This is a genomic window from Methylovulum psychrotolerans (assembly GCF_002209385.1).
GTDB lineage: Bacteria > Pseudomonadota > Gammaproteobacteria > Methylococcales > Methylomonadaceae > Methylovulum > Methylovulum psychrotolerans.
The window spans coordinates 2,751,797-2,767,224 of the sequence record NZ_CP022129.1 but is presented as its reverse complement, the minus strand read 5'-3'; the positions used below and the strand labels follow the sequence as shown (position 1 = coordinate 2,767,224).

The window sequence follows — 15,428 nt, the reverse complement described above, 5'->3', positions numbered from 1 at the left end:
TTACGATATTTAGTATTTTTCAATATATCCCTTCTCTTTCCTTCTTAAATTTATTTTTATAGTCATTTGATTATATTGATTTTATTTGTATTTTTGTGTGTCGGCATAGGCTTTGCATTTGACTAGGTAACTTCGCTTAAAAAGATGCCTAAGTCATGACCCAAAACACTGATAAAACCGCTCGTGCCGCTTGGGCGACCTTAACCCACGATAGCCTTAACACGGCTCAAGCAGGTAAAAGCCCATTGATTGGGGTGTCGTTTTTCTTTCTTAACCTTGGCCTGTTGCTGGGCAATATTCTCGTGCTGTTCAATACGGGCGCGTTTGCCTCCGTCAGCCTCCATGCTACAGGAGATTTGGGGGTCAGCCCTAGCCACGCAAGCTGGATGCAAACTTATTATTTCGTTAGCTTAGCTCTGGCCTTGCCGGTCAGTTCTTGGCTGGCGGCGACGGTCGGCGAAGTCAGGTTATATATTTTGGCCATGGTCGGCATGGTCTTGGCTTCGTTGCTGTGCGCCGTCACCGGGGATGTGTTTTGGTTTTTGGAGGGCAGGGCGTTGCAGGGTTTTTTTGGTGGCTTGACCATTCCTTTATCGCAAACCCTGTTGATGCGCGAATATCCTGAATCCGCCAAAGCCTTTGCGGTGTCGCTTTGGAGTATTGCCGCGCTTAGCCCGTTTACCTTAGGCCCCGCCGCTGGCGGTTGGATCGCCGACCATTTGGGCTGGCGATGGTTGTTTTATTTGAATATCCCACTGCCGTTATTGGCGGCGGCACTGGCGTGGGCATTGCTGTCTGACCGCCAGGTACCGTTACGCAAGCTGCCGTTTGATGGTGTGGGTTTGCTGTTATTGGCCGCCGCATTACTGTGTTTGCAGACCGTGCTAAACCAAGGCCAGGATGCGGATTGGTTTAATTCGCCACGCCTGATCGGGATATTATTGGTGGGATTGCTGATGCTGGCTTATTTTGTGGTTTGGGAATTGGCAGAACCTGTGCCGTTGCTGGACTTGCGCCTGTTAGCCAGCCGCAACTTCGTCATCGGGAGCCTGATGCTGAGCATCGGCTTTATGGTGATGTACGGCCTGTTGTCGGTATTGCTGGTGCGTTTGCAAGTGATTGCCGGGTATACCTCTTTTTTGGCGGGCAGCGTATTGTTGCCGTTGGTGTTTTTAGCAAAGCCGATGGCGAGCATCATGCACCGTATCGTCCACCGTTTCGATGCCCGGCTGTTGGCGTGTATCAATATGCTGGCTTTTGCCGGGTATTGCTGGTGGACAAGCCGCTACGATTTTTTTGGCCGTGGCGGTTTTTTTAGCCAGCCCTTGTGGTCGCAAATCCTGGAAGGTTTTTGCTTAGGCGGGTTGTTTGTGCCGTTGACGGCTGTGTTTTTATCGGATCTGCCGCCGCAACGCCAGACTCAAGCCGTAGAGTTGGGTGGCATGTTACGCGTACTGGGCGGCAGTGCGGCATCGCCGCTGTTTGGTGTGTTTTGGGAGCGACGGAGTGCCTTTCATCAAAGCCGTTTAATTGACAGCCTTTCCTTGCACGATAGCGGGTCAATGGCGCTTCTGGCGCGTTTAGACCAAGCCGGCCTGCATGGTCAGATAGCTACCGCTAAATTGGCGGCATTGGCCGGGCAACATGCGGCGGTGCTGGGTTTGGATGATACGTTTAGGTTATCGGCGTGGCTGTTTTTGGGCTTGGCGGGGTTGGTTTGGTTGGCCGTTCCGGTGCAACCGAAACCGCAGCTGAGCCGTAAGGAAGACCAGCGCCAGACCGAGTTAGAAGATTTGATGGAGGAACCCTAGCCATGAAGGTGTTGAAGAACCTGTTGCTTTTGTTGGTCAGTGTGCCGTTATTGACAGCGTGCGCATTATTGCCCAAAGCAACTAGTCGCGCTAAGTTGCTGGCTATGCCCAGCGTCAGCTCTAGTTTAGGTGGTGATGCCCAAGCCGAGCAAATTGTTCGGGCATGGCCTAACGCGCAATGGTGGCTGGTGTTACACAATGCCGAGCTAAACCGTTTGCTCACCGAGGCTTTACAACATAATCCCAGCCTGCACACGGCGACCGCCCGTGTCGCTCAGGCCGAAGCCCTGAGTGATTCTCAGGCAGCAGAGTTACTGCCTAGCGTTAATGCTAACGTTGATCTGCATCAACGGCAGTTTTCAGGTACGGATTTTTACGGCCCGAATGGTGGCAAAGTTTTTACTGGTGCCTACATCGACCCTATTGTATTCCGTTACCACATTGATTTATGGGGTAAGGATAAGGCCACGTTGGAAGCCATGTTAGGTAAAGAACACGCTCAGGCGGCGGAACTGGCCATGGCGCGTCTGCTGTTAAGCACGGCCATCACCCGCACTTATATCCGGTTGTGCGCGGCACAAGAAGACCTTGATTTGTACCATGAGCTGACCGGGCAAGCCGAAGGGCAACAGCAATTGGCGCAAGTGCGTTGGCAACGTGGGCTGACTAGCCAAGATCCCGTATATGCCAGTGGGCAGCAAGTGGAGGCGGCGCGGCAACAGGAGGCCAGTATCCGCAACCAAGCCCACATACTGCGTCATCGGCTTGCGGGGCTGGCCGGACAAGGCCCGGATTGGGGGGAGGGCATCCACCCGGAAATCGGCGCGATAGCGGGCACACTGCCGCCGCCCGATGCGGTGGCGTTGGGGTTGTTGGTGCATCGCCCGGATGTGGCGGCGGCCCTTTGGCAAGTGCAGGCGGCGGCTAAGCTGATTAAAGTGGCGCAGACCCGTTTCTACCCTGACATTAATTTAGTCGGTTTTGCCGGTTTGCGTAGCCTTAACCTGAAAGATTTGTTTTTATCCAATGGTGCCAGTGTAGCCTATGGCGTAGGGCCGACCTTGAGCCTGCCGATTTTTGAAGGCGGACGCTTGGCGGCGGCGTTAAAAAACCAGCAGGCCGCTTACGATATTGCCGCCGAAACCTACAACGGCACGCTGTTGGCGGCTGTGCAGCAAGTCGCCGATAGCGTGTCCGAATGGCGGCAAACCGTCGCCCACGACGCTTCCCAAGCACGCGCCTTAGAGGCGGCAAAGCGGGCAGCACAATTGGCCGACCAACGTTATCAGGCGGGGCTTAGCCCCCGTGATGGCGTGCTTGTCGCTGAATCGGCATTGCTCCGGCAACGGTTGCTCAGTAGCGAACGCCGCGCCGCCCATTTGCTGGCGGCAGTCGGATTGATAGAAGCCCTAGGCGGCGGCTATCAAATGCCCACCCCTTAATGTCCGGTAGGAGTAAACGACCATGACGGATTTAGATGATAAACAAGCCCCCAAACCTCAGCGCCACTTTAGTGTCCCGCAACGCCAACAGCATCGCCGCTGGCGGCTGTGGTTAGTCACACTAGTCGGGTTGTTGGTCGGCTTGGGCTATGGCTTGTATGCGCGGCAGGTCGGCAGTGCTGGTGTTGAGACTAACGATGCCTATATTGCTGGCAACATTGTGCCGCTCAAGGCGCAAACCAGCGGCACGGTAGTTGATGTGCGTACCGATAACACCCAGTATGTCCGCCAAGGCGATGTGCTGGTGCGTCTTGACGGCTTGCAAACCCAAGTTGCCTTGGAGCGGGCCGAAGCGAATTTGGCGGACAGGGTGCGCCAGATTGAAACCTTGTTCAACCATGCCGAGATGTTCCGGCAAAAACTGGCGGGCAAAGAGGCGGTACTGGGGCGTAGCCGGCATGATCTGGCGCGTTACCGTAGCGTCGCCCACGATGGTGCGGTTTCGGCGCAACAGCTTGAGGACAGCGAGTTCCTGATCCGCGAGCAAGAAGCGGATGTTTGGCAAATTGCGGCTGAATTGGCGGGTGCGAAGGCTTTGGTGCAGAACACGACGGTCGCCGATAATCCGACAGTTTTGCAGGCGATTGCCGAACTCAAACAAGCGTATTTGGATAATGTCCGGCAAGATATTGTCGCGCCCTTGTCGGGTTTTGTCGCTAAGCGCAGTATCCAGCCGGGTGAGCAAGTGCGCCCTGATACGCCGTTATTGGCGATTGTGCCGTTGGATTATTTATGGGTAGAGGCTAATTTTCTCGAAAATGAGCTGGCTCATGTCCAGCCCGGCCAACCTGTGCAGATTAGCGTTGATTTATACGGTTCTGAGGTGGTGTATCACGGTGAGGTGCTGGGTTTGGAGGCGGGTACGGGCAGCGTGTTTGGGCTGTTGCCGCCGGATAATGCCACGGGCAACTATATCCATATTGTTGAGCGGGTGCCGGTGCGTATCGGCTTACGGGCCGAAGAGTTGCAAGCCCATCCGTTACGCCCCGGTTTGTCGGCGACTGTGCGTATTGATACCCGCCAGCCTGGTAAGCCTATCCCGCAGCCTTTGACGGGTTTGCCCGCCGCTTATAAGACTGAGGTTTATGACCATCAGTTGCAGGGGGCGGAGGCTTTGGTGAAGAAGATTATTGGGGAAAATCGGCAGGTGAGGGGGTAGGTGGGGTTTATGGTTTTGTTAAGCGGAGTGCCGGGGCGGAACGGGTACACACGGTTATAAGCCATCGTGCAAAGGCTAAAGACCTTTGCACTCCGCTTTAGGTCGCTCAATTTGTGACGGCATTTGTTAGCTTGTCGGCCTTTTGCGGGCAAGATGCCCGCGCTCCACTTTATTTCAATTGGCAAAACTTAAGCCAGTGCAGCTAATATCTGCGGTTCAAGGCTTGCCAAAGAGCGGATGAAGACGCGGAAGCTGGGATCTTTGGCGGCTACCGATTGAATGGCTGGGCGGTTACGGAATATTTGGCTGCTAAGGTTGTTGTAGCAGCGGTAGTTTTTGCTTAGGCGCGGTTCGATGGCTTTTAAGGCATCGTAACAGCCGGACAATTCGGTGTGAGCTAAGGGGGCTGGTTTATGGTGGGCGAACAGCCAGCATTCTAAGGAATGGACGCTGATGCTGAAAATGATTTTGTCGGCGTGTTGTTCATAAAAACCTGCTTCGCCGCTGTTGATAATGGCGGTGAGTTTGATGATGACTTGGTTTATCAGTTGCTCTGGGCTGAGTGGTTGCTGGTGGGTGTCGGTTTGCGGCACGTCAAAGCCACGGCGTTCGGATACGTCAGTATCGACTTGGATGACGATAAAGCGGGTGTTAAGGACATCGTCGCGAAAGCGTTGGCTGTTGAGATAATGTTGGAGTAATGCCGTCCAGCCGCCGCCTAGGCCATCGGCTTTTTGTTTTTGGGTGGTTTCGTCAAACGGCGGCTGTAGTCGGGTGATCTCTTGGTCTAAATCAGCAATGCCGAAATAGCCGCAGAGGATATTTTCTAAGGTGATTTGATCGGTCACGCCTTCACAGGCTAAGCCAAATAGCATGGCTTAAAACCCTTTCGGCAAGCCGCCTAAGTAGCCGCGTAAAAACGCTTCGGATAATTTCAGGTCTTCGTTGCCGGATGAGCGGGGCTTATCGTCTACGGTGATGCGTTTTACGCGGGTGTGGCCTTGTTTGTTGCGTGACACCACTAACAGGCGTTGCTCGTCGTCGCCTAGGTCGATACCGTCCAAAATCGCGGGATTGTGGGTGGTGACAAACACTTGTTTATCGTATTGCTTGGCTAAGCGCACCAGTTCTTTGATGAGTTGGGTACACAGTTTGGGGTTGAGCGCGACATCTATATTATCAATGGCGAAGATTTTCGGGGTGTCGTCCGAGACCATCAGGGCGATATAAAACAGCACGAACAAAAAGCCTTCGTTGGCGCTGCGTTGGTCAAACTCCCGGCTTAAATAACGGTCGGTGAGAGTGACTTTGTCCTCGATGGACGCGAGGTCTTTGGGGATGCCGATATTATCGTACCAATCGAAAAGCTGTAGCGTGGCGTGGATTTCTTCGCGTTGCTCAGGCGATTTGCTTTGGATAACTTTTAATAGTTTCAGCAGGCCTTCACCGTTGATGCCTAGGGGTTCGATTTGGCCTTCTTTGGCGAAGTTTCTTAGGGCGGTGTTTTCTGGGGAGTAGATTAGGAAAGTTTTTAATTTATTTTCTCCGGATTTAGTATAAATCTGGTGGTCAAGGTCTTTTTTTGCTCCATCAATAGTTGTGCAAAATGCTCTCGTAGCTATATCCAATACCCTTTTTTCCGAAGCAGCAAGCTCGTCTTGTATTTCATTAATTGGGATTGTTGTGTGCGTTTCTTCTTTAATTCCATTAGTGAATAGGATTAATTTTTGTTTTTGTTCGTTAATGGCAAACCATAAAGAGGCCAATTCAAATTCTAGCCACGTCCATTTCGAATAAGGCTGATTGTCATTGGTTAAAATATATCTTGCTAATATATCTAACTCCTGAAAATCTATGTGTATTCCTATAGGTTTCCTCTCGCTTTCCTCATTAAAAGCCGACCGCATCAATTGCGGGTCAGTTACCCGAATCCCCCGCGACACCAAAAATTCATTGTCCAATTTATCCGCCGACGCTGCTCCTGCCAAGGCTATCGCTTCTAAGATATTGCTTTTCCCACAACCATTTTCGCCAATCAAGACGTTAAATCGCCCGACCTCTAAAGTCAGGTCAAACAGGGATTTGTAATTGTTGATATGCAGTTGGCGGATCATGCGTTAAGGTTTTGGCTGTTGACAAGAATGGCTTTCATCATAACATAGCAAGAATGACAATAAACTAATCTGCAATGGCGTTAGCCTGCGACTTACCGAGCTTATGAACCCGACCCCAAATAACCAAACCCTAGCCCAACGTGACCTTGCGGTGTTGTGGCATCCGTGTACGCAAATGAAAGACCATGAGAATCTGCCGATGATTCCGATCAAATCGGGGCAGGGGGTGTGGCTGGAGGATTTTGACGGTAAGCGTTATCTGGACGCGATCAGTTCGTGGTGGGTGAATTTGTTTGGTCATGCCAATCCGGCGATTAATGCGGCTTTAAAAGACCAACTGGATACCTTAGAGCATGTGATTTTCGCGGGCTTTACCCATGAGACGGGCATTAAGCTGGCCGAGCAGTTGGTGGCGGTGACTCCGACGGGTTTGGAACGGTGTTTTTTTGCCGATAACGGTTCGGCGGCGGTGGAGGTGGCGTTAAAGATGAGCTTCCATTATTGGCGCAACAGCGGGCAAACCCAGAAGACTAAGTTCATTACATTGGAGAACAGTTATCACGGCGAGACTTTAGGGGCGTTGGCGGTGGGCAATGTCGCGCTGTATAAGGAGACTTACGCGCCGTTGTTGATGGAAGTCATTACAGTGCCGGGGCCGGATTGTTATTTCCGTGAGGCGGGCGAGTCGTTGGCGGATTACTCTAGCCGCCGCTTTGCCTTATTGGAGGCGGCGTTGCAGCAACACGCGGACAGTGTCTGTGCGGTGATTGTCGAGCCCTTGGTGCAGTGCGCGGGTGGTATGCGCATGTATGATCCGGTGTATTTAAGCTTGTTGCGGGCGGCTTGCGACCGCTATGGGGTGCATTTGATCGCCGATGAAATTGCCGTGGGCTTTGGGCGGACGGGGACGTTATTTGCGTGTGAGCAGGCGGGGATTAGCCCGGATTTTTTGTGTTTGTCTAAAGGCCTGACGGGGGGGTATTTACCGTTGTCGGCGGTGTTGACCACCGATAAGGTCTATCAGGCGTTTTATGCCGATTACAGTAAGCTGACGGCGTTTTTACATTCGCACAGTTACACGGGCAATGCTTTGGCGTGTCGGGCGGCGTTGGCGACGCTGGAGATTTTCCGGCAACAGGATGTTATCGGCCAAAATCGGCAACGGATTGCCGATTTGGCTAGGGTGACAGCGCGTTTTAATGACCATCCGCAGGTTGCCGAAGTGCGCCAGACGGGTATGATTGTGGCGATAGAGTTGGTTAAGAACAAAGCGACCCGTGAGCCGTTTCCGTGGCAGGAGCGGCGCGGGCTTAGGGTGTATCAGTATGCGTTAACGAAGGGGGTGCTGTTACGGCCTTTGGGGAATGTCATTTATTTTATGCCGCCTTATGTCATTACCGCCGCCGAACTGGAATTGCTCGCGGAGGTGGCTTGGCAGGGAATAGCTTATGCCGTTAAGGGCTAGCCTACGCGGTTATACGCATTTTCTAATGCACCATTACGGTTTTCCTGCCAAAATACCGATATTTTGAGTGGGTCCCCTTGTGGGTACGGATAAGCGGGTTGGGAGCAACATGGCTGTTAACTATTTCTATAAGGCTGCGGCAGGTACCCTAGCCATAGCCGCAGCCATTGCGCTGTTTGTTTGGCTAAACTGGCGGCCCCAACCTGCTATGGAAGAGCAACGCACGGTGTTCTTACGCGCGGAAAAGTTTCTTGAGCAAGGCGATGATGCGGCGTTTTCGGCTTTGAGTGACAGTCTTGCCGATTATCCGTTGTATCCGCATTTACAATATGAATGGTTAAAAAAGCATTTGCAAAAAACCGATAAGGTCACGGAATTTTTGCAGCAGTATGATAAGACCCGTTACGCGCCGTTATTGCGCGGCAAATGGCTGGATTATCTGGCCAAGCATGAGCGGTGGCAGGAGTTTGCCGAATTCTATCAGGACACGGGCAATACCGCACGGGAATGTCTGTATTATTGGGCGGTGCATGAGACGGGCAATAAAGATAAGGCCTTGCTTGAAGCAAAGCGTTTATGGTTAAGCGGCACTAGCCAGCCGTCAGCCTGTGACCCTTTGTTCGCAGTGTTCATGCAATCGCCGGACTTTACCCAAGCCTTAGTATGGCAACGTTTTGAGTTAGCGGTGAATCAGGGCAACGCTTTGCTGGTCGAATATTTGCGGCGCTTGCTGGATAAGTCTGAGCAAAAAACCGCCGAACTGTGGTTGCAAGTGTATAAAAAGCCGTATATGGTGAAGGATAGCGGCTTATGGGTCAGTAACGATGCCTTAACTAGCCGCATTTTTGCCGAAGGGGTCGCTAAATTGGCGGCGGTGGATATTGACGCGGCTATCGTGCTTTGGGATGGGCGCAAGCAATATCTGATGGTGGATAAGGAAGTGCTGGATAAGGTTGAAAGCAAGTTGGCGATGGTTTTGTATCTGCATAGGGATAGCCGCGCTTACCGCCGTTTGCAACAAATCCGCCAACCCGATGAAAAAATCCGCGAAGCCAGGATTAGGGCGGCGTTGTGGGAGCAGGATTGGCAGCATGTCCGTGATGCGCTGGCGGCGTTGCCTTGGGCAGTGTTGCAGGAACCCGCTTGGCAATATTGGCGGGCGCGGATGTTGGCGGCGACCGGGCAAGGGCAGGAAGCGCAAGCCGTTTACTTAAAATTATCGGCGCAACGCAATTTTTATGGATTTTTAGCCACAGATATTCTGGGTAACGGCTATACTATGGGGGATAGTCCCGTTGTGGTCGCCGAAGGGCAATTTGCCAGTTTATTGGCGCAGCCGGAATTTAAGGCCGTACAAGAATGGCGGACGATGCGGCGCGAGGCAGAGGCGCAGCGGCAATGGCGGTTTGCGGTGGAAGGTCTGGATCAAGAGCGGCTTAGGATTGCCGCTAAACAGGCGGAGCAATGGCAATGGCGGCAAATTGCCATTATGACCTTGGTCAAGGCCGATTATTGGGACGATTTGGCCTTGCGCTTCCCCTTGCTGTATGTGCCGGAAGTGCGGGCTAATGCCCAGCAGCGGGGCTTGGATCCGGCGGTGGTGTTCGCGCTGATGCGCCAAGAAAGTATGCTCGACAGCCAAGCCCTATCGCCGGTCGGTGCGAAAGGCCTGATGCAGATGATGCCCGATACTGGCGCGGAGATGGCGGCTAAGCTTGGTGAAACATGGCAGGGTGAGGCGCAGTTGTTTAAGCCTGAGGTGAATATCCGTTATGGCAGTTATTATTATGCCGAACTGTTACGGCGTTTTAACGGCCATTTTGCTTTGGCGACGGCGGCTTATAATGCAGGCCCCGGACGGGTGGCGAAATGGTTGCCGAATCGGCAGATGTCTGCCGATATGTGGGTTGAGACCATCCCGTATAAAGAAACCCGCAAATATGTGACATCGGTGTTGTCTTACGCGATTATTTATCAGTACCGTTTGCAGACTAATGGTCTGAAATTGCAAAATATGTTGGCGGAACTGTCTGGCAATTAAAATTTGAGCTGATTTTTCTTGAGCTATGTTAGATAATATACGGTTCCATAATAAGAATAATCATCATTAGAGGCATAAGGTATAAAAATGGGGAAACAGCATAGTTTTACGCGCGAAGAATTGTTGATGTCGGGACGGGGGGAATTATATGGCCCCAAAAACGCGCAATTACCTCTACCTAATATGCTGATGATGGATCGGATTACGTTGATCACCGATGAAGGCGGCTTATATGGCAAGGGCGAGATGATCGCGGAATTGGATATAACCCCTGATTTATGGTTTTTTGCCTGCCATTTTCAAGGCGATCCGGTTATGCCGGGCTGTTTGGGCTTGGATGCCATGTGGCAGTTGGTGGGTTTTTATTTGTGCTGGATGGGCGGTCCCGGCAAAGGTCGGGCACTGGGGGTCGGTGAGGTGAAGTTTACCGGGCAAGTGCTGCCGACGGCGAAAAAAGTGACTTATCGGGTCAGTTTAAAACGTCTTATTATGCGCAAGTTAGTGATGGGCATCGCCGATGCGACCATGGAAGTTGACGGCAAGAAAATTTATGAGGCGACCGATTTACGGGTCGGCTTGTTTACATCTACAGAAGATTTCTAGAGGCTATAACAATGAGAAGAGTCGTGGTAACTGGTTTGGGAATTGTTTCCAGTATCGGCAACACCCCAACTGAGGTTATCGGTTCCCTGCGGGAAGGCCGTTCTGGAATCGTATTTGCGGACGTTTATAAGGAATTGGGCTTCAGAAGCCAAATTCATGGGGCGATTAACATTGATTTAGATGCGTTTATCGACCGTAAAATTAAGCGTTTTATGGGTGACGGTGCGGCGTTTAACTATATCGCCATGCAGCAAGCCATTGCCGATTCCGGTTTGGAAGAAACGGAAGTGTCCAACTACCGGACAGGTTTGGTGATGGGTTCCGGTGGTCCGTCCACCTCTAATCTGGTTGAGGCCGCCGATATTCTGCGCAGCAAAGGCGTGAAAAAAGTCGGGCCTTATATGGTGCCTAGAGCCATGTCTAGCACCAACACCGCGTGTTTGGCAACGCCTTATAAAATTAAAGGGGTTAATTACTCTATCACCTCCGCGTGTGCGACCAGTGCGCATTGTATCGGCCATGCGATGGAGCTTATCCAAATGGGCAAGCAAGATGTGGTGTTTGCGGGCGGCGGTGAAGAAGTGCATTGGACGATGTCGGTGTTGTTTGATGCAATGGGCGCGATGTCCGGCAAATATAACGACACGCCGACCACGGCCTCCAGACCTTACGACCAGACCCGTGACGGCTTTGTCATTTCCGGCGGTGGCGGCGTATTGGTGCTTGAAGAGTTGGAGCATGCCAAGGCACGGGGTGCGAAAATCTATGCCGAATTGACGGGCTATGGCGCGACCTCCGACGGTTACGACATGGTGCAGCCTTCGGGTGAAGGGGCGGTGCGCTGTATGCAGCAAGCGATGGCGACCGTACATAATAAGATTGACTATATCAATGCGCATGGCACCAGTACGCCCGTAGGTGATACCAAAGAACTGGGTGCGTTACGCACTGTGTTCGACGGTGCAGACATGCCTTGGGTCAGTTCCACCAAATCCTTGACGGGCCATGCCTTAGGTGCGGCGGGTGTCAACGAGGCGATTTACTCGTTGCTGATGATGCAGGAGAATTTCCTGAGCGCGTCCGCCAATATCAGTCAGTTGGATCCGGCGGCTGAGGGCATCCCTATTGTGCTTGAGCGTCAGGATAATGTGACCCTGAATACCATTATGTCCAATAGTTTCGGTTTTGGCGGCACTAACGCCACGCTGATTTTTGAACGTTTTAACGGCTAGCCTAGATGCTACCCGGCTAGGCGGCAACGCCAAGCCGGGTAGCCGCCAAGAACCCCTTTCGCAGTTTATCCCCCTAACTTTTATTTTCTGACCATGTCAGACGACTTTTCGCAAAAATCCAGAACCCAGTTTAATAAATTACAGAAACGTTTGCGGCATTATGTCGGCGATGCCATTGCCGACTATAAGATGATCGAAAACGGTGATAAGGTCATGGTGTGCCTGTCCGGCGGTAAAGATTCTTATACGCTGTTGGATATTCTGCTCAATTTGCAGAAAACCGCCCCGGTTGACTTTGAAGTGATTGCCGTTAACCTCGACCAAAAACAGCCGGGATTTCCTGAGCATGTTCTGCCTGAGTATCTGCAAGCACTGGGTGTGCCTTACCATATCATTGAGAAAGACACTTATAGCGTCGTTAAGCGCGTCATCCCCGAAGGCCAGACCACTTGCGGCTTATGTTCGCGTTTGCGGCGCGGTACGTTATACGGTTATGCCGAAGCGAACGGGGTGACAAAAATTGCCTTAGGCCATCATCGTGACGATATTTTGGAGACTTTTTTCCTGAATATTTTCTATGGCGGCAAACTTAAGGCCATGCCGCCTAAGTTGTTGAGCGACGATAAGAAAAATATTGTTATCAGGCCCTTGGCGTATTGCCGTGAAAAGGATATTGAACGCTATAGCGCGTTTAGAAAATATCCGATTATTCCTTGTAACTTGTGCGGCTCGCAAGAGAACTTGCAGCGCAAAGCCATGAAGGTGATGCTAAAAGGCTGGGACAAGCAGTTTCCCGGACGCTTGGAGACCATCTTCACCAGCTTGCAAAACGTCGCCCCCTCACAATTGGCCGATCCTAGGCTATTTAATTTTATGGACTTGAAGTTAGGGCGTGAAGCCGTGTCGGAAGAAGCTATGGACGAGTTGGATAGTGGCTTGGGCGTATTGGCGCAATAGGTTTAGGGTGCGGGCATGAGATCTGCAAACAGGCTCAGAATGACGTAGCCGTTGTAGTCGACTTTTCTAAACCCCGTCCTCAGGCTTGTATTTAAGCGGTTATCGCCGCTCTTCCTCAGTATCCCCAGCCAAGCCCCTTTGAAGAGGCTTGGTTGGATTATCAAAAGATTGCATTTTCTCGCACATATTTTACCTCCCTACTATTTAAAAGTCGTTTTTTTCGCCATCTTGTGGTAATTTTTCACTGTCTGAGGCGGGCTGTGTTGCCCCGGACTGAATCAATTGCCACTTTTCCATTCGAGATAATTTCTTAATCATGCTTTCGCGGCGGCTGGCGGAACTGCGGTTATGGTTATGTTCAACATACAGCAGTTGCTTGGGATGCCGTCCCCGAAAATATTTCGCACCTTGCCGGTTGGCGTGTTGCGTAAAGCGTCTGGGTACATCGGTTGTAATGCCTGTATAAAGCGAATCATCACTACATAAAATAATATAAACAGACCAATTCATAGCTATGGATAGGTGGGGGAAATCATGTCGGAAATAATAACAGATAAGCCTATGCTAGGCTGGCGGGAATGGGTGGCTTTGCCTGAGCTGAACATTATGCAGATTAAAGCCAAAATTGATACGGGGGCCAGGTCGTCGGCTTTACATGCGTTTACCATTGAACCGTATCTTAAGGATGGGGCGCCGTGGGTGATGTTTGCCATTCATCCGCGCCAAAAAAATACCGAGCTTGCCATAGAATGCCACGCACCGGTTAAGGACAGGCGGATGGTATCGGATTCGGGTGGCCATAAGCAGCGCCGTTATGTGATCGACACGCAGTTGATTATAGGCACGTCAGTCATCACGGCTGAAATGACCTTGACCAACCGTGACAGTATGCTGTTTCGGATGCTCATAGGCCGCACGGCAATGGCCGCGCACTTTCAAGTCGCCCCTGGCGCGTCTTATTTGCAAGGCAAGCCCCGCTCGGAATAGGCTAATGGCGGTGGGTGTGCCGCCATTAGCCCACCGCTTTAAATCCTTAAAAGAAGCGCTGGTTAAGCAAGAAATGTATGCCGATACTGCCAAAATAGCCGACTAAAATCACCGGCATCCATTTTAAATGGCTGCTAAAGGTATACAGGCCTTTGGCTTGTCCCATCAACCCTACGCCCGCCGCCGAACCAATCGCCAGCAAACTGCCGCCAACCCCGGCGGTTAAGGTCACTAACAACCATTGACCTTGGGAAATGTCGGGGTGCATGGTCAGTACGGCATACATAATTGTGCCGTTATCAATAAACGCCGAGAAAATGCCGACCAGGATATTGGCGACGGTCGGGTCGATTTGGTCGTATAAAAAGTTTGACGCGAAGCCCAGATAGCCGATAAAGCTTAAACCGGCGACGCTCATCATTACGCCATAGAAAAACAACAGGGTATCCCATTCTAAGTGGGCGACTTTTTCAAAGACATCAAAATCTTGCTTTTTAATTAAATCGGGCGGCATGTCGATGTCATCGGCATTGAGCAATGCCGTTTGCCCCGGGGTTTTTTGCAGGTAGTAGCTGAAAAATTTCAGGTAAGTCAAGCCCATTAACATGCCCGCTGCCGGTGGCAGATGCAGGAAGTTTTCAAAGCACACCGCTGTGATGATGGTCAGTAAAAACAGCACGATCATGGTAATACCGCCGCGCTTCATTTGTGGTTCTTCAATGGCGGCGGCGGGTTGTTCTTTGGGGACCCAAAAGTGCATCAACGCCGCTGGCAAGGCAAAATTCACCATAGCAGGCACTAATAATGAATAGAAGCTGCCGAACGGTACGACCCCTTTTTGCCAGACCAACAGCGTGGTAATGTCGCCAAAAGGACTAAACGAGCCGCCCGCATTGGTGGCGACGACGATATTGACACAGGCGATGCTGACAAAGCGTTTATTGCTTTTTCCCATTGCCAAGACAACCGCGCCCATCAACAGTGCTGTGGTCAGGTTGTTGCATACCGAGGATAAAAAGAACGACATCCAGCCGGTGATCCAGAACAGTTGCCGATAGCTAAAGCTTTTGCTTAATAGCCAGATCCGTAGGTTTTCAAAAATGCCCCGGTCTTCCATGGCATTAAGATAGGCCATAGACACCATGATGAACAAAAACAGTTCGGCAAAGCCTTCTAGGGCGGTACGGAAAGCCTGTCCAGATAACGCGCTCATCCCGTCGGCGACGTAAATGACGGAAATAAACGCCCAAATTAAGCTGGCGGCGAGTACCATCGGTTTGGATTTGCGCAGTTCCGTAACTTCTTCGAGCATTGCCAGCACATAGGCGAAAGCAAAAATGGCAATAGCAAGATAACCGACCCAGTGTCCGGTAAGGTTGAGCGGCGTTAAGGCCGCACTGCCCGCTTCATCGGCTAAGGCAAAAGCCGGGTAGCCGACGATGACGAGGCAAGATAACAGGATTTGGAGAAAACGTCTGACCATACAAGTTTAAAAATAAGCTAATGAATGAGGCACACTTTACTGCAATAAGCGGGGTACTGCTAGCAAAAATGCAG

The 15,428-nt window shown here is 51.5% G+C and carries 13 protein-coding genes; 9 read left to right on the top strand and 4 right to left on the bottom strand.

The genetic code is table 11. The features are described from left to right. Positions 1-155: 155 nt before the first annotated feature. Genes CEK71_RS12585 through CEK71_RS12575 form a run of 3 tightly spaced genes read left to right on the top strand, consistent with a single transcriptional unit; the run spans position 156 to position 4,472 of the window. Positions 156-1,811 carry a DHA2 family efflux MFS transporter permease subunit gene (locus CEK71_RS12585; protein ID WP_088619718.1) on the top strand — a complete coding sequence of 552 codons (1,656 nt, stop codon included), beginning with the start codon at positions 156-158 and terminating at the stop codon, positions 1,809-1,811. A gap of 2 nt (positions 1,812-1,813) precedes the next feature. Beyond that, the gene (locus CEK71_RS12580) at positions 1,814-3,253 is read left to right on the top strand and encodes an efflux transporter outer membrane subunit (protein ID WP_088619717.1); all 1,440 of its coding nucleotides are present in this window, start codon (positions 1,814-1,816) and stop codon (positions 3,251-3,253) included. Between the two features lie 22 nt (positions 3,254-3,275). After that, the gene (locus CEK71_RS12575) at positions 3,276-4,472 is read left to right on the top strand and encodes an efflux RND transporter periplasmic adaptor subunit (protein WP_088619716.1); all 1,197 of its coding nucleotides are present in this window, start codon (positions 3,276-3,278) and stop codon (positions 4,470-4,472) included. Between the two features lie 188 nt (positions 4,473-4,660). On the opposite strand, the gene CEK71_RS12570 is transcribed toward CEK71_RS12575, so the two are convergent. Together CEK71_RS12570 and CEK71_RS12565 are read right to left on the bottom strand one after the other, a co-directional pair. Continuing rightward, the gene (locus CEK71_RS12570; protein ID WP_088619715.1) at positions 4,661-5,347 is read right to left on the bottom strand and encodes a hypothetical protein; all 687 of its coding nucleotides are present in this window, start codon (positions 5,345-5,347) and stop codon (positions 4,661-4,663) included. Between the two features lie 3 nt (positions 5,348-5,350). After that, on the bottom strand, positions 5,351-6,586 hold the full coding sequence (locus CEK71_RS12565; protein ID WP_088619714.1) for an AAA family ATPase: 1,236 nt from the start codon (positions 6,584-6,586) through the stop codon (positions 5,351-5,353). A gap of 103 nt (positions 6,587-6,689) precedes the next feature. On the opposite strand from CEK71_RS12565, the gene CEK71_RS12560 reads away from it, so the two are divergent. From CEK71_RS12560 to ttcA, 5 genes are all read left to right on the top strand, one after another. After that, positions 6,690-8,051 (top strand): adenosylmethionine--8-amino-7-oxononanoate transaminase, encoded by a 1,362-nt coding sequence (locus CEK71_RS12560; RefSeq protein ID WP_088619713.1) that lies wholly within the window; start codon positions 6,690-6,692, stop codon positions 8,049-8,051. Between the two features lie 109 nt (positions 8,052-8,160). Then, a complete protein-coding gene (locus CEK71_RS12555; protein WP_232463633.1) occupies positions 8,161-10,092 on the top strand; it encodes a transglycosylase SLT domain-containing protein in 1,932 nt (643 codons plus the stop codon). Positions 10,093-10,179: 87 nt separating this feature from the next. Continuing rightward, positions 10,180-10,695: a 3-hydroxyacyl-[acyl-carrier-protein] dehydratase FabA gene (gene fabA, locus CEK71_RS12550; protein WP_088619712.1), complete on the top strand. Its 516-nt coding sequence runs from the start codon at positions 10,180-10,182 to the stop codon at positions 10,693-10,695. A gap of 11 nt (positions 10,696-10,706) precedes the next feature. Beyond that, on the top strand, positions 10,707-11,927 hold the full coding sequence (gene fabB / locus CEK71_RS12545; protein WP_088619711.1) for a beta-ketoacyl-ACP synthase I: 1,221 nt from the start codon (positions 10,707-10,709) through the stop codon (positions 11,925-11,927). Positions 11,928-12,020: 93 nt separating this feature from the next. Continuing rightward, a complete protein-coding gene (gene ttcA, locus CEK71_RS12540; RefSeq protein WP_088619710.1) occupies positions 12,021-12,884 on the top strand; it encodes a tRNA 2-thiocytidine(32) synthetase TtcA in 864 nt (287 codons plus the stop codon). A 204-nt stretch (positions 12,885-13,088) separates the two neighbouring features. Here the strand turns inward: ttcA and CEK71_RS12535 are convergent, their stop codons facing one another. Next, positions 13,089-13,394: a GIY-YIG nuclease family protein gene (locus CEK71_RS12535; RefSeq protein WP_088619709.1), complete on the bottom strand. Its 306-nt coding sequence runs from the start codon at positions 13,392-13,394 to the stop codon at positions 13,089-13,091. Positions 13,395-13,418: 24 nt separating this feature from the next. Between CEK71_RS12535 and CEK71_RS12530 the strand changes: the two genes are divergently transcribed. Then, positions 13,419-13,871, top strand: coding sequence for an ATP-dependent zinc protease family protein (locus CEK71_RS12530; RefSeq protein WP_088619708.1), 453 nt, complete (start codon positions 13,419-13,421; stop codon positions 13,869-13,871). Positions 13,872-13,917: 46 nt separating this feature from the next. Here CEK71_RS12530 and nhaD read toward each other — a convergent pair whose 3' ends face one another. Next, a complete protein-coding gene (gene nhaD / locus CEK71_RS12525; protein ID WP_088619707.1) occupies positions 13,918-15,354 on the bottom strand; it encodes a sodium:proton antiporter NhaD in 1,437 nt (478 codons plus the stop codon). Positions 15,355-15,428 lie beyond the last annotated feature (74 nt).